This window comes from Lysinibacillus sp. RS11, assembly GCF_042019215.1.
GTDB lineage: Bacteria > Bacillota > Bacilli > Bacillales_A > Planococcaceae > Lysinibacillus > Lysinibacillus xylanilyticus_A.
In genome coordinates, this window is the sequence record NZ_CP168124.1 from 3,300,073 (window position 1) to 3,326,768 (window position 26,696).

Consider the following 26,696-nt stretch of genomic DNA (forward strand, 5'->3'; position numbering starts at 1 on the left):
ATATATGGGTTATGTATTAGTGTTATTAGGTTTCTTAGGTGTTTTTGTAGGTCTTGCGTTATTAATAATCGGAGTAATAAAAAAGAAAAAGATGAAAGGCGGTCTTGTATTAGGTATCTCCGTTGCGGCGTTCATTGTCGGGTTTATTATGGTGCCTACAAACAGCACCGATTCAACTAATGACTCAAATGAAAAAGATAAAGTGGAAACAGTAGCAAAATCAAATGATGATAAACCTGCTACAGTTACACCAGACGAATTTAACAAATTAAAAAATGGAATGAGTTTGGAAGAAGTAGAAAAAATAGTGGGTGGCAAACCGAAAAATCCAGATGCAAAAGAAAATGATAATCTAATATTAATTTGGGAGTATGACGGGGAAAATGGAATAGAAAAAGATTCTCCTGTATCACTTATCTTTAAAGATGGGAAATTAAACACTATTCAGCAACTTGGTTTAATAATAGAAAAAGAAACAGAGGAAGAAAAAGCTGCACGTGAAGCTAAAGATGCTGAGGAAAATAAACTTGATTACACTATTCAAGAAGAAAAAATTAGCGGAAGTATTTGGTATGTAACTTTATTGACTTCTTTAACAGAAGAAAATGACCTACGCAAATTAGTCGAATTGACTAGTGATTTAGCTAAATCGAAAAAAGAAAAAATTGATTCAATTTTCGTAAAAGTGAACATAAAGAACAGTTTGGCAAAATCATATGCTGCGACAGGGAAAGTCGCCTTAAGTGATATGGGTTTAATACAAACAAAATTAAAAATAATTAATAATTATGAATTTAAATACTTAGTAACAGAAGAACACTTAACTTCTAAAGACGATTTAAAACAATCAAACGAATCTTATTCTGCAGAAGACATCCTAAAAGCATTTCAGGATGCAGGCCTTCCAACAACAGATTCACGAGACAATAGTCATAACTGCGTTGATTTAGAATGCACAACTCTAATTACAACCGAGGATGTTAGTATTTATGAATGGCCAAGTGTTGAAAAAGCTCAAGAGGTTAGAGCAAAAAATTTTGGAGATGCACAAGTTGGAACAATTATTATTAGAATGAATAACAAATCACTTGATATTCAAAAATATATTGATGTAATGAACAATGTTGTAAATAAATAACCTCAGTCAACTCAAATGAGTGGCTTTTATTTTTGCCATAAAAAAAGCCCAAGCTCAAAATTAATTGAGTACCTGGGCTTTACTGTAATTAAACTTTTTGATTTAGTATAAGACTCTAAAAGCAAAATCAAAGGATCCTGACCCACCATTTTTTGTAATTACGGAGAATGTACATTTCCCTTTTGGCATATAATGGCAACTTTTTTTCTATAGTAACAGTATCATTCTCTCCTGAAGCTAAAGTACCACTTGCAAATATCTTACCATCCGGTCTGAAAATTTTATAATCAAATGTATTAGATCCATTGTTTTTGAAATTATATCTTACACTATAATCATCTGCAGTATTACTAATAGAAAATGAGTTGTGATACTCTCCATTAGTGAAAGAAGTACCTCTGTAATCAGCTTCTCGAGCATACAGAATTATTTCATCTTCTGGTGCTTGTTCTGGTGCTTGATAAATTGTTTCATCTACACCAGTATTGACTGGTTCTGCTGCTTTAGCAGTCCCAAAACTAGTTCCAGCTAAAGCTAAAGTTAAAGCAGATGCAGCCATGTAAAGACACGGAATCGTGAATATCCAAGTACAAGTACACCTACGTTTACTTCTACTTTTTCACCATCACTTGTTTCAAACGGAATACTTTCTTTCCAGTCAAATTGAGCCTGTTGACCAGGTGGTGTTTCAAATCTTGTCGTTCCTTTTGGTGAAGGGATACGTACTTGATCTGTAAAATAAGCTGCGAACTCAGGCGTTTTTGCAATATAGCGACGGAATGTAGAACTACCACACTCTAAGCCATGATTATCCTTCAAATATTGCCAAAGTACACGACGATAATAAAAGACTTGCTTCGAATCTTCTGATAGTAAAGCTGCAATCACTTCATAATAATCATCTATAATAGATGTCTTTTCTTTTGTTCCTTTTGGTGTAAATCCATTTAAGTATTTATCAACAGTACGTCGATCTACACCCATTTCTCTTGCCAACTGACTCTTATTAATTTTCATCTTTAAATTCTCCATTAGCTGTTTGAATTTTGGTAAGTCTGAAAGACTGTTAATCTCAAAATTCGTTTGAACATCTAGCGTTATGTACACACTAATCACCTCATGATTAGTATGCGAGAAAGTGAATCAAAAGTGTACATCTTTAAGTGAGTGCGTTTGTACATGTAGATCTTAGCATTTGTAGACACATTAGAAGTTGAGCAACAACTAGTTGGTATCAAAGATGAAAACAAAAAATACAGTGGCAACCTAGACCACCAAAAACAAAAGCTGGTTATCGAACAATTCCATTTGGTAATGCGCTTGCCGAAATCCTAAGACGTGCTAAAAAAAGACAACTTGATAATCGTTTGAAGTTTGGTGAGTTTTATAAACAGGATTCAGAACATGATTATGTATGTAAAAAAGAAAATGGAGAACATTGTACACCGAGTGTCGTCAAATATAATACTAGAAAAACTAGCGAAAAATTAAATATTAAATTTAATTATCACTCATTACGCCACACACATGCAACAACATTAATAGAGAATGGCTCCCCCGTTAAAGCTGTACAAAAAAAGATTAGGACATAGCAGAGCTGCCGTAACAGAAGATCGCTATGTCCACCTCACTGAGAAAATGGCCAGAGATGCTGCGAACATCTTTGATTCATTCGCTCAAGATATATAAGAATTGCTAACGTATTTTTTTATGGTGGGGAATTGGTGGGGAGCCCCACCATTTAACCCTTTTATAAATTAACTAAATACATCGCAAACCCTTGATATTACTAAATTACTTCGAATCATCCATCTTCAGAACAGCCATGAACGCTTCTTGTGGTACTTCGACTGAACCTACTTGTTTCATACGTTTTTTACCTTCTTTTTGTTTATCAAGAAGTTTTCGTTTACGAGAAATATCTCCACCGTAACATTTCGCTAATACGTTTTTACGCATGGCTTTAATTGTTGAACGTGCCACAATTTTTTGACCAACTGCTGCTTGAATTGGCACTTCAAATTGTTGACGTGGGATTAATTCTTTCAACTTTTCAACGATGACTTTCCCACGTTCATACGCAAAGTCACGGTGTACGATAAAGCTTAGTGCATCGACTTGCTCGCCATTTAGTAAAATATCCATCTTCACTAATTTTGAAGCTTGATAGCCAATGAGTTCATAGTCAAATGAAGCGTAGCCCTTCGTATTAGATTTTAAATAGTCGAAGAAATCATATACGATCTCTGATAGTGGCATTTCATAAATAATGCTGACACGTGATGTATCAATATAATCCATCGTCATGAAATTACCACGCTTCAATTGACAAAGTTCCATAACTGCCCCTACATAATCGTTCGGCACCATAATTGTTGCTTTGACATATGGCTCTTCCACTCGATCAATTTTTTGTGGATCAGGCATAAATGAAGGGTTGTCAACCTTTATTGATGTACCATCCGTCATATGAACATTGTAAATAACGGAAGGCGCTGTTGTAATTAAATCAATGTTAAATTCTCGCTCAATACGCTCTTGAATAATTTCCATATGTAGAAGCCCTAAGAAGCCACAACGGAAACCGAAGCCAAGCGCTTGTGATGTCTCTGGTTCATATTGTAATGCAGAGTCATTCAGCTCTAGCTTTTCTAACGCTTCACGTAAGTCATTGTATTTTGCCGTATCGATTGGGTATAATCCGCAATAAACCATTGGATTTAATCGGCGGTAACCTGCTAATGCTTCAGCCGCAGGGCGATTCGCAAATGTAACTGTATCCCCGACACGAGTATCACCAACGTTTTTAATGGACGCTGTTAAATAGCCTACGTCACCAACTGTTAGTTCATCCTGTGGTACAACTTTTGGTGTATGTACCCCTACCTCAATAACTTCAAATTCTGCTCCAGTAGCCATCATACGAATTTTATCGCCTGGTTTTACTGTACCATTGATAATTCGAATGGAAATAATAACACCTTTGTAGGCATCATAGACAGAGTCAAAAATAAGGGCTTGTAGTGGTGCTTCTGGATCTCCGGTTGGTGCAGGTACCTTCTCTACAATTTGCTCTAAAATATCTTCAATACCGATACCGGCCTTAGCAGAAGCTAGTACCGCTTCAGAAGCATCTAACCCAATTACGTCTTCAACTTCTTGACGTACGCGTTCTGGATCTGCTGCTGGTAAATCGATTTTATTGATAACAGGTAAAATTTCTAGGTCGTTATCAAGCGCTAAATAAACGTTTGCTAGTGTTTGTGCTTCAATGCCTTGTGCTGCGTCGACAACTAAAATTGCGCCCTCACAAGCAGCTAAACTACGTGATACTTCATATGTGAAATCGACGTGTCCTGGTGTGTCGATTAAATGGAATGTATACACTTCGCCATCTCTAGCTTCATACTTCAATTGTACCGCATTTAATTTAATCGTTATGCCTCGCTCACGCTCTAAATCCATTGAGTCAAGGAGCTGTGCTTTCATTTCACGAGATGTTAATGACTTCGTTTGCTCTAAAATACGGTCAGCAAGCGTTGATTTCCCGTGGTCAATATGTGCAATAATAGAGAAATTTCGTATATTCTCTTGTCTTTTTAAACGTGCTTCTCGGTTCATCTTTTCCACTCCTAATTAAACTATAATGAATTATACTATGAACCTTATACAAACCACAACATTAGAACGGTATAAAGACAGTCAAATCAATGGTTATTCTGATTGATGTGCCATTTCCTCTGCAAAAACATGTTGAAAAGCGAAAAAGCGTTAGTAATGAGAACTGAGAAAAATGCAAGAGGTTTTCCTTTATTCTTAACATAAAAATAGCCAGCTACACCTATAGTAAGGTACATGCTGACTATTTTTTACTTAATTGATTATTTGTCTATCGATTGTTGAATAAGGTTCGTTAACGTATCAATACCTTCTTGTTCTAAATGTACTCCATCTGGAGCAAAATACTCTGGATGGTTAATAGCAGCCGAATGCCAATCAATCAATGTAATATTATCATGCTCTTGCGCTTTTTGTTGTAAAGAATAATTCACTTTACCTTCCCAAGAACGCGGTACCCGAGTATTTACTAAATAAATATCGGCATTGGAGAAAGCTGCAAGTAGTGCATCAATCTGATCACTCGAAAAGTAACCATTTGTGCCAAGTTGAATAATAACTGCTTTATCTGGCTGATTAAAGCTTGCATAATTTGGTGCCAGCTTGACCGCTTGTGAAACTTGACGACCAATTTTTCCATCAATTGTAATGTTAGGATAGACCTGATGTAAGCTTGTAGCAATATCTATCATGACAGAATCCCCAATGGCTAATATTCCAGTATAAGATTCATTCGTTTCGTCAGCAGTTGAATCATTTTCCTCCTGTTCAGACTCTTTTATGTCCGGTTGAGCACTAGTTTCACCTTTCTCATCCTCAACATTCGATGAATCACTTTCTGTTGTTCCTTTTTCCGATACGGTATCATCTCGCTTTGCAGCTTGTTCTGCACCATTAATTTTAACTTCTGTTATCTGGGACTCTTTTGGTTCCGTTTGTTCTTTTCCTACGACACCTGTCATTCCAGTCAAAAATACTAATAGGACTAGAGGAGTGAGCACCGTTGAAATTTTTCTAGTAACCGAAAAGCTTCCCCATTTATTTTTATTAAATTTAAGATACTGTCGGTAATAAGAACGGAATCCGTCCTTACGTATGGGCATTTCGATAAAACGATACGATAATTCAGCAATTATCAAAATAAGAACTAGTTGTAAAGCAACTCGCCAGAAAACAGGATTACCTATTTCGTGGACTGGCGTACCTAACACGATAATCGGATAATGCCATAAATAAATTCCATACGATCTTGAACCAATCCAACGCAGAGGCTTCATAGAAAGCACTTTCCCTAAAAAGCTAATAGGATGACAAACACATGCTATCAATACAGCTGCATTCAAACAAAATAGGAACATCCCACCTCTATATAAGAAAGTTTGATATTCATCTACAAAAATAATACTTAAAATGAATATAGTAAAAGCAACCAGGCTTATAATATCTAGTTTCTTGGCATGCTCCATAGATAGTTTTTGTGACGATAATCTTTTCATCGGCCAAACGAGAGCTAGCCAACAGCCAATTAATAATTCAAAGCAACGCGTATCTGTCCCATAATATACACGACTCGGGTCAGCTCCTGGCTCATATAGTATGCCCATTAACGTAGCTGAACATAATGCACCGATAAAAATGAAAATGGCTAATTTACTCTGTTTTTTAACAATATAAAGCCCAAGCATTAACAGAATCGGCCAAATAAGATAAAATTGTTCCTCAATAGCTAAAGACCATAGATTTTTTAAAGGTGAAGGGGATCCAAAACTATCAAAATAAGAAAGTTCATGAAAAATGAACCACCAATTACTTGAGTAAAAAATAGAGGATATTGCATCTCCGCGCAACGTATTGAGAAGTTCCTGATGAAACAGGGTCGCCCAAGCGAATGAAGTAATAATCATTACGTACGCAGCAGGTAGTAAACGTCGAAATCGTCCAATCCAAAATTTCCCTAATCCTACTGTTAACTGATTTCCTTTTAAAGGTAAAATGGTAGAGGTTATTAAGTAACCTGATAAAACAAAAAAGATATCAACTCCTAGGAACCCACCACTGGCCCAACTGAAGTTAAAATGATAAGCAATAACAGCTAGTACTGCTAAAGCCCGAATCCCATCAAGCCCCGGGATATAACGATGATTGAACGTCTTGCCTGACATAATATTCCTTCCTCTTCTTAAAATAATCTAGTTCATCACCATAACGTGTGGTTGATTTCCGTTCCGACTGGGCGCTTTGTCCCTGTCGCTTCGCTTTCGCACAGATAAAACATTTGGCGCTGTCGCTTCGCTTTCGCACAGAGCTTCCTGGGGCGTCCAGTCTTCACTCCAATCAACCCATATCAATTTCGCCTTGGCGTAATTGCGTCCGGATTTTGAATTGTGCCCAGGCCTGCATATGTTTTTTGTGCGAAAGCGTAGTGTTAACGTAGCGGCAGCAACAGATGTTTTTTGTGCGAAAGCGTAGTGTTAACGTAGCGGCAGCAACAGATGTTTTTTGTGCGAAAGCGTAGTGTTAACGTAGCGGCAGCAACAGATGTTTTTTGCTCGAAAGCGTAGCGACAGCAGCACCGATGCAGGTCAGTTAGCCGTTTTCGCAGGATGCGAAGATTTTAGGCTAACATCCTAAATTCATTCCTTTGAAAATCCGTGACATCCGCCGGAGGCTTTATCTTCATTCAGTAGGGGGTATGGAACCTATTGACAGGGAACCACATCCGTATTTATCTCACTACCTTCAGAGGTGGGAGTCTTCTACTGAATGAAGATAAAAGGCATACGTTTTACAAATGTCACCCTCAATTTTTGGTGTGAGCCAATTATCTATAAATATTTTACATTTTTTAATAGCGCAAACTTTAGTATAAAGCCAAACATCGTCCCCTTTTAACTAAATTCAGTGCACTCACTTATGAATGACGGGTGAGTAACTATAAAAGTTTATATAAAATGATATCTTAGAAAATTTTTGTCCCTTTCAGACAGCTAATAGTTCTAGAAAAATAACTTGGTTCTTCACAACTAACACCCCAATATTTCCCCAATCAATTCGCATGAATATTTTAAATCTTCCTTCGATAACATAAACAACACAATTAAGCTCTTCATATGTATAGTTGTACTTTATTCCATTTAAAATAATCGCTTATCTTCCCACATTCTTTCCGTCAAAAAAGCATCTCCAAAAATGGTAGATGCTTTAAAAGCGTGTTTCGCCTATTGCATATGCCGTTGTTCAAATCAAATCTTTATAAACTGCCTTGAAAATTATAAGCCAAGAAATGAACAATTTAAAGGTCTAACAACTATTTTTTTTAAAAAAATTCATGGTAATTTTACTAACAATAGGCATCATAATTCCGCATGACATTTTGTAAAAAAAATGGGCAAAAAGATGGTCATCTTAAACAGTCCATCTTTTTGCCAATTCCAATATATAATTTATAGTAATCTTTTACTAGTTTTAAAATAAGAGATCTACGAGATCTACTATTCTTGTTTTTCTGTAATAAAGGATTTTGCAATGGCTTTTCCTATGACGGCAATTGAACGATTCAATTCTTCTTCTGTATTATCAATTCCACCTAATTCGATTAAAATCATTTCTTTTGTTAAATCCTGATTATAGCGTCCATCTACATTGTCTCCACTTTTAGAGATAACACCTCTAGAAATCTTTGGCACAATTTCATTCATAGAAGCAGATAAACTTTCTGCATAAGCCGTATTCCAACGATAATTCTTATGCTCTGCACCCACGACAATGGCAATCCGTGCATAGGATTCGTTGTTATGTGTGATCGTTGTTGCATTTCTCTTAGCAGAATCTCGATGCAAATCAATAACTAAGTCATAGGACTGCTCTTGTAAACGTTTTGATAAATAAGGACGTACAGTATTGTATGAATCCGGAAAACTTTTTCCCTTAAGTTTCAGTTCCTTCATAACATCAACCTCTAATACATCCGTCTGTATACCGTTCATGCTAAAATGCTTAGAAATTGCATCTTGTAAATTATAAATATTTGTTTTTTCATCATAATTGGCTGCTTTCCCGCTAACAGCTTTTACCATCGGTTGATATGATTCTTGTGAATGCGTAAATAATAATAATACTTTAAATGGATCTTTTGTCTCCTCTTTTGTTTCCTCTTTTGTCTCCTCGAGCACACTTTGTTCAGTTAAATTAGTAGCGGCATACACGACTGGTTGATCCTCTGGTTGTTTAATCGGAGTCGATGCTTGCTTGTTGAACGGAAGTTGCCCAGCAATGACAGGTAATACGAAGAAGAACAATAATAAACCAAATGACCACTGTAGTTTTTTTAGCAAAGTCACACCCTCCTCCCCTTATCGTATGGAGGGGATGTGCCTTTTAGAACGAAAAAAAATTACAGATTATTTGCCCATTTCATAAGCATAGATGATACGATTTTAGCATATTTATCTATCCAGTAATCGGCTTCCTTTGGCGTAACCATCAGCTGTGTATGCGAGCCCGAAAATGTTTCAGCAAACAATTGCTGACGTTCTTCTTTGGTCCAGGTAGCCCATTCACCGAATATTGGTTTTATTAAAGACATATCAAGCTCTTTATTTATATCTGGTTGCCAAGATGATAATGACAATTTTGATGAAGGCTTACTCCGTTCTGCAACTCGTGCCGCTAAAGAACGTAGCATGAACTCTACAGCATCTGCAATTAATACAGGGGCATCAACTACTGTTGGGATACCAATTGCGGTAACAGGAATGCCAAGCATCTCATATGAAATTTCCTTACGCTGATTTCCTACGCCTGAACCGGGATGTATCCCTGTATTCGTTAATTGAATTGTTTTACATAAACGATCACTAGCCCTTGTTGCAAGTGCGTCTACGACAATAATTAATTTTGGCTGCAGTCGTTCAGCCAATGCCGCAACAAAATCACCAGTTTCATATCCTGTTTGTCCTGTTACACCAGGCGCATACATGACAAATTTTTCATTAATTACATCTAAACTATGCAAATGATCAATAAGATACGGTCCTATAGCATCGGGTGTAATGGTACGATTACCTAGACCAATAATTAAAATTTTGTCATCCTCATTCCACGACATTGCTTCATGCATTTTATTAAAATTTGCAAGCAACTCTTTCTCAAGTTGTTCAAATCCATCCTGATCATCAAGCGTCAAAGTAGGTACGGAAAGTGTAATGTACTGTCCTTTCTTCTTACCAATCTGCTTCTCACCTTCTGCATTAACGAGCACATCAGTGATTTTTACCCGACCAGTATTCCGATCTTCAATTTGGATACCACTCTTTTCTTCAAGCGTTTCCTTTTGCTCTTTCGTTTGATGTAAAACAACTTCTTCCGACTCATCGATTAAATCCGTACGTTGCCAATTTAAATTTTGCATACAGTTCACCTCAAAAGTAGTTTGTTCAAACTGTCAAGTAAATATTCTTTGCATTTATCTATTGCAATTTAGCCTAGCGTTTGTTAAAATGATTTTTGTTGTATTGACACAAGAAATCAATGAGAAGATATCATCTCGTACCTATTTTAGGAGGTGAAACATATGCCAAACATTAAATCTGCGATTAAACGCGTAAAAGTTAACGAAAAAGCTAACGCTGCTAACACTCAAGCTAAATCTGCAATGCGTACTACAGTGAAAAAAGCTGAAAACGCTGTTGCTGCTAATGCTGAGAACGCACAAGAACTTTTACAAGCAGCTTTCAAATCTTTAGATAAAGCAGCTTCAAAAGGACTTATTCACAAAAACGCGGCGGCTCGTAAAAAGTCTCGCCTTGCTAAAAAAGCATAATTGTTATAAAGGATCAGTATACTCTATTCAGAGTAGCTGATCTTTTTATTTTTCAAAGATCATTAATTATGACCTTAATTGCTGTGCTATCGCACAACATGCGTCTTGTTTTTGATTGTGCTAACTGTATAAAGATAAAGAGCTGCCCATATTGCTTAGGACAGCTCACCAAAAGTTGATTTCTTATTAAAATTGACGCAGTAAAAAGAGTTCTAAATAACGCTCACGATTGCCACCCGCTGTTTTCAGCTGTAAATCGACCTTTGCTAGTTGATACAACGCCTTCAATAAACTTTCCTCTGATGGACGATTACGCTGCTCAACCATCAATTTGACACGATAAGGATGTACTTTTAAATTTTTGGCAATTTGCTGTGGATGGTAGCCTTTTTTTAATAAATAAAACACATTAGACATCGTACGAACATTGGATGCAAGCAATCCAACAAGCATGATGGGCTCTTGCTTTTGACGTAGTAAATCGTGATAAATAGACAATGCCCCTACTGAGTCATTCGCAAAATAAGCATTTAACATTTTAAAGGCATCCTGCTCTAATGTTTTTGCCACTAAATCCTCAACTAACGTAGCAGTAATCTCGCCTCCATCACCTAAATAGAGAGTTAGCTTCTCAATTTCCATTTGCAACTGTAACATATTCGGCCCAACCATTGCGACAAGCTGCTCAATCGCATTTTGCGTAATACTGTTACCCTCTGCTTTAACAACACTTTGAATCCAGACAGCTAAATCCTGCTCTTTGGGCGTTTCAGTTTGGACTAATAATGCATGCTCCTTCATTATCTTTGTCACTTTTTTACGCTCGTCTAATTTCTCATAAGGTGCGATAAAAACGGTTACTGAAAAATCGGAAGGGTTCGCAAGCCATGCCTCAAGGCGTTTTACATCATGGTCGATTTTCTCTTTACCCTTTTCAGTTGCCTTTAAAAAAGATGCGTTTTTTGCAATGATCAGCTTCCGCTCAGAGAAAAAAGGAATTGTATCCGCTTCATCCATAACAACATCTACTGGCAATTCTTCTAAATCAAATGTTGACATTTCTATCTCTTCTTCAGGTCCTATAGCCTCTTTTAAACGTTTAACTGTTTCATCTATAAAATAGCTTTCCTCACCAACAAGTAAATAAACTGGTGCAAGCTCTCCTCTTTTGATATTATTCCAAACCGTTGAAATCATAATTTCCCCTCCATCTAGCAATACTACTAGTATACATGATTTGAATTCCTTTGTGACTTTGACCGAATTGTGTCGATTCCTTGCCACAGGGCGAATTCTTCTTTTCGATATAGCTTTTATGAAAATGATGTCTTATAATAAATAACAGAATTGGAGGGATAACAATGAATCCATTTGAAGGAAAAAACATACAATGTCGCCGTAACGATGCAATCGATTCTGGAGTTGGTTTCGGTGTATCATTTGGAGCTTTCACAGTTATGTTTTTCATCGCAATTATAGTAGAATTCGTATCTAGATAATTATTAATGTACGATTGAAAAGGACCTTGCTCATTGGACAAGGTCTTTTTCGATTTGCACTGACCATGTTTCCCCCCGAATTCGCACCTCAATCGTGCCGTCTATTCCAGTTGTTACTGTCGGTAAATTGCGACTTGCGAAACGCTCCACTACCTCATCATGCGGATGACGATAGCGATTATTGAGCCCCGCGCTAAAAATGGTTAATTCAGGCCGTAACAGCTCTACAAAAGGCTCAATACTTGATGTTTTACTGCCATGGTGTCCAGCCTTCAACAATGTCATCTCCGCTAATTGTTTGTTGTAAAGACGAATAATCTCCTGTTCACCATGCTCCTCTAAGTCACCCGTTAACAATGCTCGAAATGCCCCCTGTTGTAAATACAAAACAATTGAATCATTATTCCCCTCATAAACGGTCTCAAGGGGCCATAAATATTGAAAGCTTGTCTCTCCTATACGCCACGTTGTACCATGCATCTTTTCTTTCACTTGAACCATTTGCTTCTTCGCTTCCATCAGTAAATCTTGCATAATAGGTTTATCCATTGAGCCCGGAGTGAGATGAATTTCATGCATATTAATCTCCTGCAAAATCTCCTCAGCTCCCTCAACATGATCAGCGTCTGCATGGGTGACGATAAAAATATCAATGTCTCGAATCCCTTTTCCTTTTAAAAACGGTACAACAACCTGTCTTCCAACCTCATAGGGGCTTTCTGAAGTCTTCCATAGTTCCTGCTCAAAGCGCAGTAAGCCTCCTGAATCAATAACGTATACGGCCCTTCTAAACGGCAGTTCAATAACTGTACAATCACCTTGACCAACGTTTAAAAACGTAAGCTTCGTTTCATTAAATAACATCGGCAATAAATGAATACAGATTGCAGGAATGAAAATCACAACTGCAAATTTACCATAATGTTTGATTTCTATAAAATAGAAGCCCGCTAACACACTTATCAACGCCACGCAAATAAGCCAAATAGCAGGTTTTCCCGGCGACCACAGCTGAAAAGGCAATTCCTGGACATATAAAATGAATGTCGTAAGCCAAATACGAAGCGGCTCGTATCCAGCAAATAAAACCTTTGCTACCGGCATCGATATAATCGTTATGACAAACATAGCAATATTTAAGGGCAAAATAACAAAGGAAAACAGTGGTACGAAAATAATATTTGCCAAAAATGATGAAATAGAAATTTCATAAAAATGATGGAGTAATAATGGATAAACAAGAAGCTGGCATACAAATGTAATGAGAAATGAACGGATTAACCAGTTCGTGGATAGTCTTAAAATGACGCCAGAATAGACAAGACTAACCGTTGCTAAATATGACAATTGAAAACCAATCTGATAAATGACACCTGGTTCTAGTAAGACAAAGCAAAGAAAGCTAATTGCTAGGGCATCATCAATCGATATTTGCCACCTAGCGTAACGCATCAGCATGATTAATTCTACGACAGATACCGCACGCCATACGGACGGAGCACCGCCAGCTAGCACTCCATAGATAGGTAAGATGATGAGTAAAACTATAGTCGCCATTTCCTTCCGTACGCCTATACGTAGAAGACCTTCAAAAAACAACCATGAGACAAGTGCCACATGCAGACCAGAGATAGCAAATAGATGTGTGATGCCAAGCTTTTGATAGGCTCTTTGAAGCTCATGATCGACTTGATCCTGTGATCCTATTAGAAGTGCTTGTGCTTCTGCAACTAGTGACTCCGGGAATGTTGTTTCAATATGTTTTTTCATAGAGTGTCTCTGTTTAGCAAGAAACGAACGAATAGATTTTTTCTCTTCTATAAAGGTCCAGTTTGTAACTTCAAATATTCCTCTTGCACCTTTACTGATCAAATATTTTTCCATAGAAAATGCATACGCATGTGCAGATGGAAGAGGTGCTATAAGTTCTCCATGCACTAGATAGGTCCTCCCAGTCAATGAAGTAGTTTCATAAAAGCTTTTCTCTTGTTCTGAGGAGAAAGTATATACGACATATAACTTCTCACCTGTTTCAGTTTTTACAAAGCCTCTGAGTTTTTGACCATTTATTTTATATTCACTCGACCAAGTTATTTGGAATGTTGACGGTAGAGGGGGAGATTCCGTCAATTGAAATGTAATGATGAAGAAATAGGAAAGAAATCCACTGACGATAACAAGCGCTGAAATTAAACGTGTTTCATCTTTCAATTTAAGCCATAATGCGACAAGCAGAAGAATAGCGAGTAGCCAAGCTGACTTGTGTGCCGCTATTGAAGCAACAAGTACAGCTAGTGCTACGTATATCCATTTATGCTTTAAAGCTTTTTGCCAAATAATGCACTCACCTTCTGTTCATATGGGAGCAATTTTTCTGCAGGCATACCACTCTCGCGAAGCTCATTTAGCATGTCTATGTACAAGGCTAATTTGTCGTCGCTTAAAAAGTCGATTTTACGTTCATCAAACGGAACGTGTACAACCTCCACACCTGCTTTTTCGAATAATTCTTGTGCATAAGGATTATTTTTATAATCAGTGGCGTAATAAACGCGTTCGATACCTGCTTGAATAATAGATTTCGTACATGGTAGACACGGGAAATGTGTAACATATAAGTCTGCACCTTTTGTAGGTGTACCATATTTAGCACATTGTAGAAGTGCATTCATCTCAGCATGCACTGTACGCACACAATGATTATCAACAACATAGCAGCCTTTTTCAATACAATGTTCATCACCTGTAATTGAACCATTATAGCCACCTGCAATAATTCGCTTATCCCTAACGACAGTTGCTCCTACTGCCAGTCTTGTACATGTACTACGTAATGCGAGTAAATGGCTTTGCGCCATGAAAAATTGATCCCAAGTAATTCGCTCCATATGACTACCTCCAAAAAAATTCGATGACAATTTTTTATAAACTGTGCCTACATTGCAACAGTCAATTTTCTACTATAGTGTAGCCCTTTTTGAAAAGGGTCGTCAATATCACAAAACTTGCCGCCTCACTTTACTGTAATAGAATCTTTCAGTTTTTCATACGTCTTTTCACCAATACCGGTCACTTTTTTTAAATCCTCAATTGTTTTAAAGCCTCCATTTTCCTCACGATAGGAGATAATACTTTGAGCCTTTGATGGACCAATACCTGACAATGTCGTTAGTGCAGCTTCATCCGCTTTATTTAAATTGACCTTTTGATCCTCCATGCCATTGTTGCCTTGTGAAGTACCACTAGTAGGCATCGTCAACATATTAGAGGTGATTTCGTCTAGCTTTTCATCCTTTCTAGGGATATAAATAACCATTTCATCCTGAACTTTTTGGGCATGATTAATAAGTTGCGTATTAGCATCTTGCGTATAGCCACCCGCAAGCTGTACGGCATCTATAATTCGTTGGTCTGGCTGTAACTCATAAACACCTGGATACAGTACAGCACCCTTTATATCAACAAACACCTGTTGTATGACCGCTTCATCCACAGGCTCTTTCATTTCTAGTTGTTCAATAGGTTGGATTGTTTCGATGAGCTCTTCTTGGGGAGGTGAAGAGTCAGAACTCGAAAAAAAGAAGTAACAAAGTCCACCGATTACAAGTATGCCGGGAAGCAACATACTTTTTTTGTACTTTTGCCAAAAAGATTGGATCATTCATAACATCCTTTCTTTGCAAAAGGTAATCATATGGAGTCTCCTTCATCTTACAATATCATTCTTACATTGAAAAGATAATTTATCTATTAAAACAAAAAGACATCCCTGGCTTTGCTTTTATGACACTGACATAATGATGTAAAATTATGTTATGCTTTGAATAATAGCCCATCACCGTATCTTGTGGTTGATCCCCATGAGTCGCCCAGTCGGAACGAAGATCAACCTATATACATAGCATACGTTTTAACAATTGTCATCTACAACTACTCATTATGCCTTTGTGTACTGATTGGAGGAAGAATATGCAGCTAACAATACAGGCAAAGGGAGAAAATGTGAAAGCTATCTCCTACTTACTATCAAAAAATCCGAATAATTTATATGAACGGCGTGTAAAAGATCATTTAGTTCGACTTGTCTATCACGAGCTTTCTGAAACAAGTCTTGCTGTGACAATATTTGTTACACCAAATGCACTCGCACTTGTTCAAAATGACAACGCGCTTGATATTACACACTATATTAATGACCGTGAATTCGCCGCTAGTAGTATTTTTTTATCCCTAATCCGTTCTGCTTTAGGTACAGCGTTAAATGGCAAACCAAAAGAGCAGTATTTAGAATGGGTAGCTCAGACATTTTCATTCTCATTTGAAGTCGGTCCTGTTGCTTCAGCTATGACAAATGATGAGATAAATGGATTGTTTGAGCCACTCGGTTACGCTGTTACCATCGAAGCTATGAATAACCATAATCGTGCCCGTTTTCTAACATTATCAGCGGACATTACGCTCCAACGAGCACTACAGCATCTTTTTGTACTCATCCCTGTTTTAGATGATTATAAGCATTACTTTATCGATGAGTTGGAAGTTGATAAACTCAAACGATACGGTGGAGGCTGGTTAGATACACATCCTATGAAGGAGTATATTTATAAAAAAGCCCTTCGCTTTTCCCATTTATATGATGGTACTACTACGATACAAAATACAACACGTTCACTCAATACATTACGCTACGAAAAAATTGTTGAAACGATTAAAGATCTACCTCGAAAATCAACTATTGTTGATCTTGGTTCTGGTGAAGGAAAGCTTTCAAGTTTACTTGCCTACGTTAAAGGAATTGACGAGCTGCTTGCGGTTGAACCTAGTGAAGCTGCCATGAAAAAGGCGATAAAACGTTTTGAAACATTAGAGAAAGCATATGTAATACCCAAACCTACATGGGGCTCCCTTTTCTATTATGATGCACGATTACAGCATAAGGATGTCATCGTTTTATGTGAAGTCATTGAACATATTAATGAGGAACGACTTCCTAAAATAATGTCATTACTATTATCTCAATATAGTCCTCAAACATTAATCGTGACAACACCTAATGCTGAATACAACGCCGTATACGAATTAGATGAAATGCGGCACGATGACCACCGCTTTGAATGGACACGGAGTCAATTTCAAAAATGGTGTCATGTAATGAATAGCCATGAACAATATGAGCTTTTATTTACAGGCATCGGTAATGAACATAATCTTTATGGACAACCTACCCAAATGTGCGTCTTTACAAAAAAGGAGGTAAGTGTATGAACATAACAGTTCCACACACAGGGATTGTTCTGCTAATTGGTCCATCCAATAGTGGGAAATCTACGCTTTTACAAAATTGGGTTAATGTAGGTATGCTTTCTCCTTCTGAAATCATTAGCTCTGATAGTTATCGCACACTTGTTGCTGATACGAATTATATTGATTTTCAAAACTATTCAAAGGAAGTAGCAGATTTATTGTATGATGAATATTTCGCTATCTCTGCACAAGCCTTCGCTGTTATGGAACGCGTCTTAGAGGCCAGATGTACATTAAATAAGTGTACATTTGTCGACGCTACTCATTTACAATCCGAAGAACGTCAAAAATACATCTTGCTTGGGAAGAAACTACATGTTCCTGTAAGTGCGATCGTATTGGACGTTCCTCTTGAAGAATTGTTACGACGAGATACTTTACGCCAAGATCCAAGAGGAAGTAAACGTATCAAACAACAGGCACGCCTATTGAAAACAGAAAAACGATTGATTAAAAAAGAGGCATTTACTAAAACCTATATGGTGAAAGAAACAGAGGAGCTAACATTATCAAGACAGAAATCATCATTACACTTAGATGTAGATGCTGGGCTTGATGTTATTGGAGATATCCACGCTTGCTTTGATGAATTTATCGAATTACTGGGTAAGCTAGGCTACGAAGAAAACAAGGAAGGTTACTATATTCATCCACAAGGTCGACGTTTTGTTTCAGTTGGTGATATTATGAGCCGAGGACCAAAATCTATTGAAACGATGGCCTTTTTTGAACGTCATATAGAGCGCGGACTTGCCTATATGACCGATAGTAATCATGGTTGGAAAATCGCTCGTTGGCTAGATGGACGTAAAGTAACGCTACATCATGGAGATGAGCTAGTTGAAGCTGAATTTATCGATTATGAAAATGTTTATGGGGTGGAGCAAACAAAAGAATTTAAAGCTCGTCTCGCCAAATGTTTACTGGCCGCTCCATCTCACTATATTTTAATGAACAACGGCATTTCTTCCGCTGTTGTTACACATGCTGGTATCCGTGACCGTTATATAGGCAAACAATCGGCAAGAATTTCTGATTTTTGTCGATATGGTGATGTACTGGGACAAGATCCATCCGGAAAACCTATTCGTAATGATTGGTTTACAGAGCATCAATCATCACAGCTTATTATTTGGGGACATGATCCTAAATTATATCCCTTAAAGCAAAATAATACGCTGAATATTGACCAAGGGGTTGTTTTTGGTGGTCAGCTAACTGCCTTTCGTTATCCTGAAAAGACCATTGAGTTTGTGAAAGCTTATAAAAACTATGCAGGTATTGAACGGAATCCTTTACTTGAAGCGAAAGCTCAACGTTTTGACCCGCCAAATATCGGTGCATTTTTAGAAGGTTTCACAGTGGAAACTGCTTACTTTGGCAATGTACAAATAGGTGGTGCTCATGCAAAGGCTGCCATAGACAGTGTTTCTCATTATGCATTGCCATTAGAGCAGCTCGTTTATATTCCACCAACGATGAGCCCAACTCCTAAAACATCTGCTTTAGAAAACACATTAGAGCACCCTACAGAGGCATTTGCCTATTATAAAAAGAATGGTGTCCAAACAATGATTGCCGAAAAGAAACATATGGGCAGTCGTGCTGTACTGCTGCTGTTTAAAGATTCACTCATTGCAAAAGAATATATCGATATAGAAACACTTGGCATTATGACATCTAGAACAGGAAGACGTTTTTTCGATCAAGAGACAGAGCAAAAAATTCTTCAACAACTTCATTGTGAATTAACGGAGAAAAACTATTTCGAACAGTTTAATACAAATTTCGTACTACTTGATGCCGAAATTTTACCTTGGAACTTAAAAGCGCAGCAGCTAATCGATCAGCAATATGCACATGTAGCTGAGCAAGCATTAATGGACCGTACAAAGCTTATGGAGAAACTATGTGACACAACACAAATCGACGTTTCAGAATGGCTTCAGGAGTATAAGGGGTTACTTGAAAATGCACAACGATTTTCAACTGTTTTTCAAAACTATTGTTGGGATGTCCAGGATACTTCAGCTATTCAAATTGCCCCCTTCCATGTATTAGCACATAGTTCAGAAACTTTTTTCCATAAACCACATACATGGCATATGGAAATGAATCGACTGTTTGCAAAAAATTCAGCGCTATTCATTGAAACAGAATTTAAGGTAATTACAGATGAAGCTTCTGAACAGGAAGCCATTACATGGTGGGAGGAAATGACTGCAGCTGGTCATGAAGGAATTGTTATTAAACCTGAAACCTTTGTAACCAACTATCAGGGGAAACTACTTCAGCCTGCTATCAAAGTACGCGGACGCGAATATTTACGGATCATCTATGGTATGGACTACTTACAGCCTTCAAATTTAACGAAGCTAAAAGAACGCAATCCAAATAAAAAAATGAAGCATGCATTGCGTGAATTCGCACTCGGACTGGAAGGGATAGAACGTTTTGTAAAAGGTGAATCGACTGCTCGTATTCATGAATGTGTACTCGGCACACTAGCACTCGAAAGTGACCCTGTCGATCCTAGACTTTAGTAACGCAGGACATATATCAAAAAGTAGAGGTGAGCAAAATGTGTTGCTTCCTCAAACGTTTTTGCGACCGACCTTCCTTTTTGACATTCTATCCCTCGCTTCAATGAATCTATCCGTTACTGTGGCTTTCTATCCGCCACTTCGGTGATTCTATCCATTGCTTCGGCTCTCAAAAAGCAAAAACAGCTTGTTAGTTTTATTCTACTAACAAGCTGTTTTACTATTTCACCGCACGGATAAAAATGCGTTCACTTTCGTATTCAGGGGCTTCATCTGTAAAATCTGCCGTTACTTCCACATGTGTAAAGCCAATTGCACGAAGCCATGCCATATATTGCTCAATTGAGAATGTGCGCTGGATATGCTCCTCATCAAAGCGTTCATACAGCTCACTCACAGCGTCGCGCACATAAAACGTCATTTGATGAACAACGGAATGGTCAAAATCGCCTGGTTCCGTATGCCATACATAGCTAATGTCGCCATCGTCATACGTAAATGGTCCATCTAAAAAAATATCATTCATTTTAAATAACGAATGCACGTCAAAAAACAATTGACCTCCATCACGTAATGCATCAAAAATACGTTGTAACGTTGAATAAACTGCCTTTTCCTCCACTACATAATTCAGTGAATCAATAGCAATCGTTACAACGTCAAGTGCCTCAAAGCCTTCTAATTCATCCATTGACATACAATAGAGTGGCACTTGTAAATCAGCCTCAGCAAAGCGCTCAGCGGCAATTGAGAGCATATCTTCAGATAAATCAATTCCACTCACCTTATAACCAGCCTGCGCAAACAACAGGCCAAGTACACCTGTACCACAGCCGATATCTAAAAGATTTGGGAATTGACTGCTTGGTGCATGCTGCAAAACCCATTCCACATAAAGACTGTAAGGGATATCTGTTTGGAGCTCATCATACACATGTGCAAATCGTTCGTAACTACTCACTTAAGCCTCAGGCATGTCTAGTTGCGGTGCGTCACCCCATAGACGTTCTAAGTTATAATAAGCACGTTCATCTTTATGGAATACATGCGCCACAACATCTCCAAGGTCTACAAGAACCCAGCGTGCGGCATCGAAGCCTTCTACACGACGAATTTCATACCCCTCTTTTACTGCTACCTCTTGTAATTCACGCGCAATTGCTTGCACTTGGCGATCTGAATTACCATGAGAAATAATAAAGTAATCCGCTAAAAGTGAAATGCCCTGCATATTTAATACGACAATATCCTCACCGTGTTTGTCGTCAATTGCTTTGTAAGCTGCTTGTAATAAAGTTGAAGTCATCCTTCACTTTCCTCTCTTTTCATCGTATCGTTATAACATTCTATGGATAATGGATAAATTGGCTGCTTTGTGTCAATTAAAAATGCCAATGTATGGCGCACACAAGCACTCATCGCTTTATCCAAATTGTTCTTTGCTTTTTTTCGCAGATGCTCCACCCCATCAAATTTACGATTTGGTTCAATCATATCTGCAACAAAAATTATTTTTTCTAAACGACTCATACCCACGCGTCCTGTTGTATGAAAACGAATAGCATTTAACATATCCTCATCTGTAATGTAAAATTCACTTGCTGCAATATATGCACCTACTGGACCATGCAGTAATTCACTGCCCCAGCCGATTAGTCGAGCATCTAATTTTTCATCACGGACGATTTGCTCCATCCACTCAATATCTGCATATTTCGCAATATCATGGAGTATGGCTGCTGTCTCAGCTTTTTTTTCGTCTTCACCATATAATTTTGCTAGCTCAATGGCGGTTTCCATTACGCCATTGGTATGGATATAGCGTTTCTCTGGCATGCGTGGCTTAATCGCCGCTAAGTACTGTTCGCGTTCCATAAAGACCTTCCTTTCGTATGAACGTCTCTACCGCTTTAGGTAGTAAAAAAGTAACCGTTCCTCCAGTGGCCAGGCGTTCACGAATCAGTGTGGACGATAGATCGATTTGGGGAGCTTCCACCATTAGTATAGGATACTTTGTGAAGGCTTCTGTTCCTGGACGCTTTACTCCTACAAATTGCACAAGCTTCACTAATTCATCAATACAGTACCATGTATGAAGCGAATCAATCATATCGCCTCCAATGATAAAGTAAAATTTCACATTAGGTTCTCTTATACACATCGAAGTAAGCGTCTTATAAGAATAGGATACGCCACCCTTCTCTACCTCATACGACTCCACAGAAAAATGCGGATATGGACTTATTGCATGCTTTACCATTTCAAGGCGCTCCACGTCGCTAGCATCATGGCGTGCAAACTTATGTGGTGGTAAGGCATTTGGCATAAAGCGAACTTCATCTAAATCCAAGGCATGAAGTACTTCATTAGCCATCATTAAATGTCCATTATGTGGTGGATTAAATGTGCCTCCCAATAAACCGACCTTTTTCATCGTCTCACCTTACTTCGCTGCTTTTGGTAATACAATCTTTTTATGATTACGTGATTCTTTATATAAAACAACTGTCAGACCAATTAATTGAACGAGCTCTGCATGAGCACCCTTTGCAAGTGCTTCTGCCACTTCATACTTGTCCTCCTCACAGTTATCTAAAATACGTACCTTAATCAGCTCTCGTACTTCTAATGCTTCACGAATTTGCTTTGTCATCTCGTCATTAACGCCGCCTTTTCCTACTTGGAAAATCGGTGTTAAATGATGTGCTTCCGCACGTAAAAAACGTTTTTGTTTACCTGTTAACATAAAAATTAATATCCTCCTAATTGCACCTTCAGATGCGCAATCATTGAATTTGTATTTGGGTATTCACTAAGCCAGTGCTCAGAAGCAATGGCTCCTTGGTGAACGAACATTCCAAGACCCGTAACGACGGTTGCTCCTTTTTCTTCAGCCGCTTGTAGAAAAGGCGTCATTAATGGATTATACACAATATCGGCCACAATTGCGCCTTTTGCAAGTCTTTCTAATGAAAATGGCATTGAAAAATTGCCCGTAGCAAGTCCAGCCGATGTCATTTGCACTAAAATGCCGAAATCAGCTAATGATTCCTCAGCCTCTGTTAAAGAAATAGCGTTGCCTATACCCATTTCATCAACAATTGCTTGAGCATTTGCCACTGTGCGGTTTGCAATGGTTAAATTCGTATAACCTTGCTGTTGCATAGCAAAAGCAATACCACGAGCAGCACCGCCCGCACCAATAAGAAGAACTGGCTTGTCTTTATATGACTTACCAACCGCTTCTTCTAGCGAGCGGACAAAACCAACACCGTCCGTATTGTAGCCCTTTAATTTGCCTTCTTTTGTTCGGACAACCGTATTGACAGCTCCCATTTTTTCTGCCAACTCATCTAACTCATCTAAATAGGGAATGATTGCTGTTTTATGTGGAATTGTAATGTTCCAGCCACTTGCACCTAAAGTTTTCAAGCCCGCAACTGCCGACTCTAGATTTTCAGAAGATACATGTACAGGAATATAAGTAGCATCTATCGACATTTCCTCAAACCAAGCGTTATGCATCGCTGGGGATTTTGAATGCTCAATCGGATCGCCAATAACCGCAAACCATTTCTTCATTTCCTAGTCCCTCTTCTCTACTTGTACAACTTAAATTAGTGATGGGCGAATTGAAACTTGTACACCCTTTGGTGCATAAGCTGCTACAACTACATCAGCATGCTGCACTGTAATCCACCCAAGGCCTGAGAATACAACATCTGTTTTCGCTTCTTTGATGGAGAACTCATGACGCACTAATGGCGGTAGTTGTTCTATAAATTCAGCAGTTGGAGGTGCAAGCAACTCACCCTTATGTTCTGCATACAATGTATCTGCCTTCTCAAGCTTTGTACGGTGAATTGGTAAGTCATTTGCCACATGAACCGTAAATGCGGAACGATCTCCTTGAATAAAGTCAAAACGAGCAAGGGCACCAATAAATAATGTTTGTCCTGCATTTTGTTGATATACTTTTGGCTTTATTTCTTTTTTAGGCATAATATATTTTAATTCGCTAGCGTCAATATGGTGTGCCATCTGATGATGATTAATTATTCCTGGTGTGTCATATAATGCACTACCATCATCTAATGGAATTTCAATCATATCTAAAGTTGTACCTGGGAAATGAGAAGTTGTAATAACCTCACCTTCACCTGTAGCCTGCTTGATAATACGATTAATGAACGTGGATTTCCCAACATTTGTACAACCTACAACGTACACATTTTGTCCATTACGGTACTCATCAATGGCTTCCATCGCTTCAGCCATTCCTTTACCTTTATGGGCACTCACTAAAAGTACATCGACAGGTTGTAGACCAAGAGCCTTTGCTTCACGTTTTAGCCAATTAATTACTTTTTTCGGTTTCACAGATTTCGGTAATAAATCGGCTTTATTCGCAATTAATAACACTGGATTTTTACCAACGAAGCGGTGAAGCCCTGGTAACCAGCTCCCATTGAAGTCAAAAATATCAACAATTTTTACGATTAGGCCTTGCTGTGTTCCAAGACCGTTTAATATACGTAAAAAGTCATCATCTGTTAATGACACTGGTTGAATTTCATTATAATTTTTCAAACGGAAGCAACGTTGGCAAATGACCACGTCTTTTTCTAATGATGATGGGGGTGCATACCCAACTGCTGTTTTATCTTCTGTTTGAATTGTTGTACCACAGCCAATACAATTTGGCATTTCGTTCATTCTTTTTCCTCCCAAGTAATAATTCCTTTTCGTTCTAAATCACTGAACACACGACGTTCAATGAATCGATTAAATTTTGTTACGAATCCATCTGATTGCGCAACTGGTTTTACTAGTACCGTATGCAAGCCTAAGCGATTTGCCCCCATTACATCCGTTAGTAATTGGTCACCTACCATTACTACTTCGTGTGGTCGTAGCCCTAATTGAATAATTGCACTATAAAAGGCATTACGAAATGGCTTTCTAGCTTTATGAATATACGGAATACCTAGTGGATCGGCAAAATGCTTTACACGCGCTTCATTGTTATTCGACGCAATAATAACACGAATACCTGACTCTTTCATAATACGTAGCCAAATAATAAGCTCTTCTGTTGCATCTGCACGGTCCCATTCTACAAGCGTATTATCTAAATCCGTAATGATTCCTTTAATGCCTAAGTCTTGAAGCTTTTCCGGTGTAATTTCAAAAATACTCGTCACAAATTCATCTGGTAATAAAAAATTATACAAAATAGCGACCCCTAATCTAAATGTATTATTCGACCATTATAGCATATTTGCGAAGGCTTCACCCATTCGAATTGGGCTTCCTTGCACAACATTATCCGTAAATTTAATTGCATCCTTTTCAAATAGCATGACTACTGTTGAGCCGAATGAAAAATATCCGACTTCATCACCCTTACGCCACTGAGTTGTAGTATTAGTGAGTACGATCGAGTTAACAAATGTAGCCCCAACTTTAATAAACGCTACCTGCTGATTATTTGCCACTTTCAGCTCCGTTACTGAACGATAATTGTGTGAAATTGGTTTTTTACCATATGAAAGACCTAGCTGATTAACAGGGTATGATTTTTGACCAAGCGTATATTGTCTTAGTACTCTCCCATCAATCGGGCTATGAATTCGGTGATAATCTGCAGGACTCAAGTAAAACACGATAAAATGGCCATCTGCATATTGCGCAGCACGCTCTGAATTACCAAGTAAATCTTGTAATGCATAAGGCTTACCCTTTACAAGAAACGTCATATCCCATTCGATCCGTCCAAATGATTCCACTTTCGCATCCACTGGACTTACATAGGTAGTAGGATTTTGTTCAATTGGACGTGCGTTTTCTAAAAGCTCTCTTGTAAAAAAGTCATGTAAACTTGAAAATTGTTGTCGTTTTTTTGAAACCTCTTCAAGGTTAATATCGTATACCTTCATATAACTAGGAATCATACGTTTACTCCACTTTGCTTTTGCAATGGTTTGCAAAAGCTGGGAGGATTGCTTGCCATTTGTTAATTCAATCAAGCGTTGATATAGTTTTTCTTTCATAAAACAAAACCCCTATCGATTAATTTAGACTGTCAATTTTTTCGTATTCGAAGTATAATGGTACAATATCTTAAGTGCAAAGGAGTGATCCCCCTTGTTTCTATATCACAAGTTGGTGGATACCACGGTTAAGAAAATGAAATCGCAAGCAGCAAACTTCATTACAATCAGTAATATGTCCTTTGGTGGCGCGGCCATAATGGCTACACTACATGAATATTATAGCTACAGTGTCTTGTTTATCTTTATCGCAGCCCTTCTTGATCGCTATGACGGGAAGGTAGCTAGAGCCCTCGGACAAGTGTCTGATTTAGGTAAACAATTAGACTCTATGAGTGATATTATATCATTTGGTGTGGCACCTGCATTATTAATGTACAAAGTTGTTTTAGTCGACTTTGGTTTTGTCGGCATGACGATGACTGTACTGTATATCGTCTGTGGTGCAATGCGATTAGCTCGCTTCAATATTAGTGAAGCAAACGGCTACTTCACAGGGTTACCAATAACAGCGGCAGGTACGCTCTTAACTTTAACGTATTTCGCATCTAATACGTTCCACCCAGCGTTTTATCTTTTCCTATTCCCAATACTAGCATTACTAATGATTAGTACAATCACGTTAAAAAAAGTGTAACAGCACATTTGCTGTTGCACTTTTTTTCATTTAACGCAGCTTCTTAACATATACTGTCGAAAAATGGGGAAAGGATGAAATCA

General features: G+C 38.0%; 26 protein-coding genes and 1 pseudogene. 7 read left to right on the top strand and 20 right to left on the bottom strand.

Translation table 11 applies throughout. From position 1 onward, the window contains the following. Window positions 1-4: 4 nt before the first annotated feature. The gene (locus tag AB9L17_RS17075; RefSeq protein WP_375199527.1) at window positions 5-1,138 is read left to right on the top strand and encodes a hypothetical protein; all 1,134 of its coding nucleotides are present in this window, start codon (window positions 5-7) and stop codon (window positions 1,136-1,138) included. Between the two features lie 127 nt (window positions 1,139-1,265). Here the strand turns inward: AB9L17_RS17075 and AB9L17_RS17080 are convergent, their stop codons facing one another. Together AB9L17_RS17080 and AB9L17_RS17085 are read right to left on the bottom strand one after the other, a co-directional pair. Next, the gene (locus AB9L17_RS17080; protein ID WP_068983672.1) at window positions 1,266-1,697 is read right to left on the bottom strand and encodes a hypothetical protein; all 432 of its coding nucleotides are present in this window, start codon (window positions 1,695-1,697) and stop codon (window positions 1,266-1,268) included. Window positions 1,698-1,699: 2 nt separating this feature from the next. Further along, a pseudogene (locus tag AB9L17_RS17085) lies at window positions 1,700-2,245 on the bottom strand (IS21 family transposase); the annotation flags it as partial. 194 nt (window positions 2,246-2,439) lie between these two features. Here AB9L17_RS17085 and AB9L17_RS17090 point away from each other — a divergent pair. Next, window positions 2,440-2,730 carry a tyrosine-type recombinase/integrase gene (locus tag AB9L17_RS17090; RefSeq protein ID WP_375200808.1) on the top strand — a complete coding sequence of 97 codons (291 nt, stop codon included), beginning with the start codon at window positions 2,440-2,442 and terminating at the stop codon, window positions 2,728-2,730. Between the two features lie 202 nt (window positions 2,731-2,932). Here the strand turns inward: AB9L17_RS17090 and lepA are convergent, their stop codons facing one another. The 5 genes from lepA to gpr form a co-directional block, all read right to left on the bottom strand. Beyond that, a complete protein-coding gene (gene lepA / locus AB9L17_RS17095; protein WP_068983673.1) occupies window positions 2,933-4,759 on the bottom strand; it encodes a translation elongation factor 4 in 1,827 nt (608 codons plus the stop codon). Between the two features lie 260 nt (window positions 4,760-5,019). Further along, window positions 5,020-6,918, bottom strand: coding sequence for an acyltransferase family protein (locus AB9L17_RS17100; RefSeq protein ID WP_068983674.1), 1,899 nt, complete (start codon window positions 6,916-6,918; stop codon window positions 5,020-5,022). A 35-nt stretch (window positions 6,919-6,953) separates the two neighbouring features. After that, window positions 6,954-7,085 carry a hypothetical protein gene (locus AB9L17_RS17105; protein ID WP_263297420.1) on the bottom strand — a complete coding sequence of 44 codons (132 nt, stop codon included), beginning with the start codon at window positions 7,083-7,085 and terminating at the stop codon, window positions 6,954-6,956. Window positions 7,086-8,247: 1,162 nt separating this feature from the next. After that, window positions 8,248-9,096, bottom strand: coding sequence for a stage II sporulation protein P (gene spoIIP, locus AB9L17_RS17110; RefSeq protein WP_223553625.1), 849 nt, complete (start codon window positions 9,094-9,096; stop codon window positions 8,248-8,250). Window positions 9,097-9,149: 53 nt separating this feature from the next. Further along, a complete protein-coding gene (gene gpr, locus AB9L17_RS17115) occupies window positions 9,150-10,166 on the bottom strand; it encodes a GPR endopeptidase (protein WP_068983676.1) in 1,017 nt (338 codons plus the stop codon). A 162-nt stretch (window positions 10,167-10,328) separates the two neighbouring features. On the opposite strand from gpr, the gene rpsT reads away from it, so the two are divergent. Then, window positions 10,329-10,577 carry a 30S ribosomal protein S20 gene (gene rpsT, locus AB9L17_RS17120; RefSeq protein WP_068983677.1) on the top strand — a complete coding sequence of 83 codons (249 nt, stop codon included), beginning with the start codon at window positions 10,329-10,331 and terminating at the stop codon, window positions 10,575-10,577. Window positions 10,578-10,763: 186 nt separating this feature from the next. Here rpsT and holA read toward each other — a convergent pair whose 3' ends face one another. Next, on the bottom strand, window positions 10,764-11,774 hold the full coding sequence (gene holA, locus AB9L17_RS17125; protein ID WP_068983678.1) for a DNA polymerase III subunit delta: 1,011 nt from the start codon (window positions 11,772-11,774) through the stop codon (window positions 10,764-10,766). A 164-nt stretch (window positions 11,775-11,938) separates the two neighbouring features. On the opposite strand from holA, the gene AB9L17_RS17130 reads away from it, so the two are divergent. Continuing rightward, a complete protein-coding gene (locus AB9L17_RS17130) occupies window positions 11,939-12,076 on the top strand; it encodes a YqzM family protein (protein ID WP_083226922.1) in 138 nt (45 codons plus the stop codon). 30 nt (window positions 12,077-12,106) lie between these two features. On the opposite strand, the gene AB9L17_RS17135 is transcribed toward AB9L17_RS17130, so the two are convergent. The 3 genes from AB9L17_RS17135 to AB9L17_RS17145 all read right to left on the bottom strand — a co-directional run bounded on the left by AB9L17_RS17135 (window position 12,107) and on the right by AB9L17_RS17145 (window position 15,737). After that, window positions 12,107-14,014: a DNA internalization-related competence protein ComEC/Rec2 gene (locus tag AB9L17_RS17135; RefSeq protein WP_375199528.1), complete on the bottom strand. Its 1,908-nt coding sequence runs from the start codon at window positions 14,012-14,014 to the stop codon at window positions 12,107-12,109. A 380-nt stretch (window positions 14,015-14,394) separates the two neighbouring features. Continuing rightward, complete coding sequence (locus AB9L17_RS17140; protein ID WP_068983679.1) at window positions 14,395-14,964, bottom strand: ComE operon protein 2; 570 nt, start codon at window positions 14,962-14,964, stop codon at window positions 14,395-14,397. Window positions 14,965-15,089: 125 nt separating this feature from the next. After that, window positions 15,090-15,737 carry a helix-hairpin-helix domain-containing protein gene (locus AB9L17_RS17145; RefSeq protein ID WP_223553620.1) on the bottom strand — a complete coding sequence of 216 codons (648 nt, stop codon included), beginning with the start codon at window positions 15,735-15,737 and terminating at the stop codon, window positions 15,090-15,092. A 308-nt stretch (window positions 15,738-16,045) separates the two neighbouring features. On the opposite strand from AB9L17_RS17145, the gene AB9L17_RS17150 reads away from it, so the two are divergent. Both AB9L17_RS17150 and AB9L17_RS17155 read left to right on the top strand, forming a co-directional pair. Continuing rightward, window positions 16,046-17,341 (top strand): methyltransferase domain-containing protein, encoded by a 1,296-nt coding sequence (locus AB9L17_RS17150; protein ID WP_375199529.1) that lies wholly within the window; start codon window positions 16,046-16,048, stop codon window positions 17,339-17,341. Then, window positions 17,338-19,923 carry a polynucleotide kinase-phosphatase gene (locus tag AB9L17_RS17155; protein ID WP_068983681.1) on the top strand — a complete coding sequence of 862 codons (2,586 nt, stop codon included), beginning with the start codon at window positions 17,338-17,340 and terminating at the stop codon, window positions 19,921-19,923. Before AB9L17_RS17150 ends, AB9L17_RS17155 begins: the two co-directional genes overlap by 4 nt. Window positions 19,924-20,143: 220 nt before the next feature. Here the strand turns inward: AB9L17_RS17155 and AB9L17_RS17160 are convergent, their stop codons facing one another. The 9 genes from AB9L17_RS17160 to AB9L17_RS17200 are packed head-to-tail and all read right to left on the bottom strand — an operon-like array spanning window position 20,144 to window position 25,976. Continuing rightward, window positions 20,144-20,884, bottom strand: coding sequence for a class I SAM-dependent DNA methyltransferase (locus AB9L17_RS17160; RefSeq protein WP_068983682.1), 741 nt, complete (start codon window positions 20,882-20,884; stop codon window positions 20,144-20,146). After that, complete coding sequence (gene rsfS, locus AB9L17_RS17165; protein ID WP_068983683.1) at window positions 20,885-21,229, bottom strand: ribosome silencing factor; 345 nt, start codon at window positions 21,227-21,229, stop codon at window positions 20,885-20,887. It abuts the gene before it with no gap. Beyond that, complete coding sequence (yqeK, locus tag AB9L17_RS17170; protein WP_068983684.1) at window positions 21,226-21,798, bottom strand: bis(5'-nucleosyl)-tetraphosphatase (symmetrical) YqeK; 573 nt, start codon at window positions 21,796-21,798, stop codon at window positions 21,226-21,228. Before yqeK ends, rsfS begins: the two co-directional genes overlap by 4 nt. Beyond that, complete coding sequence (locus AB9L17_RS17175) at window positions 21,767-22,357, bottom strand: nicotinate-nucleotide adenylyltransferase (protein WP_068983685.1); 591 nt, start codon at window positions 22,355-22,357, stop codon at window positions 21,767-21,769. Before AB9L17_RS17175 ends, yqeK begins: the two co-directional genes overlap by 32 nt. A gap of 9 nt (window positions 22,358-22,366) precedes the next feature. Further along, window positions 22,367-22,669: a ribosome assembly RNA-binding protein YhbY gene (gene yhbY, locus AB9L17_RS17180; protein ID WP_375199530.1), complete on the bottom strand. Its 303-nt coding sequence runs from the start codon at window positions 22,667-22,669 to the stop codon at window positions 22,367-22,369. A 5-nt stretch (window positions 22,670-22,674) separates the two neighbouring features. Then, window positions 22,675-23,505: a shikimate dehydrogenase gene (aroE, locus tag AB9L17_RS17185; RefSeq protein ID WP_375199531.1), complete on the bottom strand. Its 831-nt coding sequence runs from the start codon at window positions 23,503-23,505 to the stop codon at window positions 22,675-22,677. 30 nt (window positions 23,506-23,535) lie between these two features. After that, window positions 23,536-24,639, bottom strand: a complete 1,104-nt coding sequence (gene yqeH, locus AB9L17_RS17190; protein ID WP_068983688.1) for a ribosome biogenesis GTPase YqeH — start codon at window positions 24,637-24,639, stop codon at window positions 23,536-23,538. After that, window positions 24,636-25,160: a YqeG family HAD IIIA-type phosphatase gene (locus tag AB9L17_RS17195; protein ID WP_223553664.1), complete on the bottom strand. Its 525-nt coding sequence runs from the start codon at window positions 25,158-25,160 to the stop codon at window positions 24,636-24,638. The genes yqeH and AB9L17_RS17195 overlap by 4 nt, the downstream gene beginning before the upstream one ends. 33 nt (window positions 25,161-25,193) lie before the next feature. Then, window positions 25,194-25,976 carry a phosphatidylserine decarboxylase gene (locus AB9L17_RS17200; RefSeq protein WP_068983690.1) on the bottom strand — a complete coding sequence of 261 codons (783 nt, stop codon included), beginning with the start codon at window positions 25,974-25,976 and terminating at the stop codon, window positions 25,194-25,196. Window positions 25,977-26,070: 94 nt separating this feature from the next. Here AB9L17_RS17200 and pssA point away from each other — a divergent pair, with 94 nt between their 5' ends. Then, window positions 26,071-26,613: a CDP-diacylglycerol--serine O-phosphatidyltransferase gene (gene pssA / locus AB9L17_RS17205; RefSeq protein ID WP_083226923.1), complete on the top strand. Its 543-nt coding sequence runs from the start codon at window positions 26,071-26,073 to the stop codon at window positions 26,611-26,613. Window positions 26,614-26,696: the final 83 nt, after the last annotated feature.

Coding starts and splice junctions, on each gene's coding strand:
- AB9L17_RS17145 (WP_223553620.1), bottom strand. CDS start 15,737: ATGATCCAATCTTTTTGGCAAAAGTACAAAAAAAGTATGTTGCTTCCC.
- AB9L17_RS17075 (WP_375199527.1), top strand. CDS start 5: ATGGGTTATGTATTAGTGTTATTAGGTTTCTTAGGTGTTTTTGTAGGT.
- AB9L17_RS17155 (WP_068983681.1), top strand. CDS start 17,338: ATGAACATAACAGTTCCACACACAGGGATTGTTCTGCTAATTGGTCCA.
- AB9L17_RS17080 (WP_068983672.1), bottom strand. CDS start 1,697: ATGGCTGCATCTGCTTTAACTTTAGCTTTAGCTGGAACTAGTTTTGGG.
- yqeK (WP_068983684.1), bottom strand. CDS start 21,798: ATGGAACGCGAACAGTACTTAGCGGCGATTAAGCCACGCATGCCAGAG.
- lepA (WP_068983673.1), bottom strand. CDS start 4,759: ATGAACCGAGAAGCACGTTTAAAAAGACAAGAGAATATACGAAATTTC.
- AB9L17_RS17175 (WP_068983685.1), bottom strand. CDS start 22,357: ATGAAAAAGGTCGGTTTATTGGGAGGCACATTTAATCCACCACATAAT.
- AB9L17_RS17130 (WP_083226922.1), top strand. CDS start 11,939: ATGAATCCATTTGAAGGAAAAAACATACAATGTCGCCGTAACGATGCA.
- holA (WP_068983678.1), bottom strand. CDS start 11,774: ATGATTTCAACGGTTTGGAATAATATCAAAAGAGGAGAGCTTGCACCA.
- AB9L17_RS17150 (WP_375199529.1), top strand. CDS start 16,046: ATGCAGCTAACAATACAGGCAAAGGGAGAAAATGTGAAAGCTATCTCC.
- yqeH (WP_068983688.1), bottom strand. CDS start 24,639: ATGAACGAAATGCCAAATTGTATTGGCTGTGGTACAACAATTCAAACA.
- rsfS (WP_068983683.1), bottom strand. CDS start 21,229: ATGACTTCAACTTTATTACAAGCAGCTTACAAAGCAATTGACGACAAA.
- AB9L17_RS17200 (WP_068983690.1), bottom strand. CDS start 25,976: ATGAAAGAAAAACTATATCAACGCTTGATTGAATTAACAAATGGCAAG.
- AB9L17_RS17100 (WP_068983674.1), bottom strand. CDS start 6,918: ATGTCAGGCAAGACGTTCAATCATCGTTATATCCCGGGGCTTGATGGG.
- aroE (WP_375199531.1), bottom strand. CDS start 23,505: ATGAAGAAATGGTTTGCGGTTATTGGCGATCCGATTGAGCATTCAAAA.
- rpsT (WP_068983677.1), top strand. CDS start 10,329: ATGCCAAACATTAAATCTGCGATTAAACGCGTAAAAGTTAACGAAAAA.
- AB9L17_RS17140 (WP_068983679.1), bottom strand. CDS start 14,964: ATGGAGCGAATTACTTGGGATCAATTTTTCATGGCGCAAAGCCATTTA.
- gpr (WP_068983676.1), bottom strand. CDS start 10,166: ATGCAAAATTTAAATTGGCAACGTACGGATTTAATCGATGAGTCGGAA.
- yhbY (WP_375199530.1), bottom strand. CDS start 22,669: ATGTTAACAGGTAAACAAAAACGTTTTTTACGTGCGGAAGCACATCAT.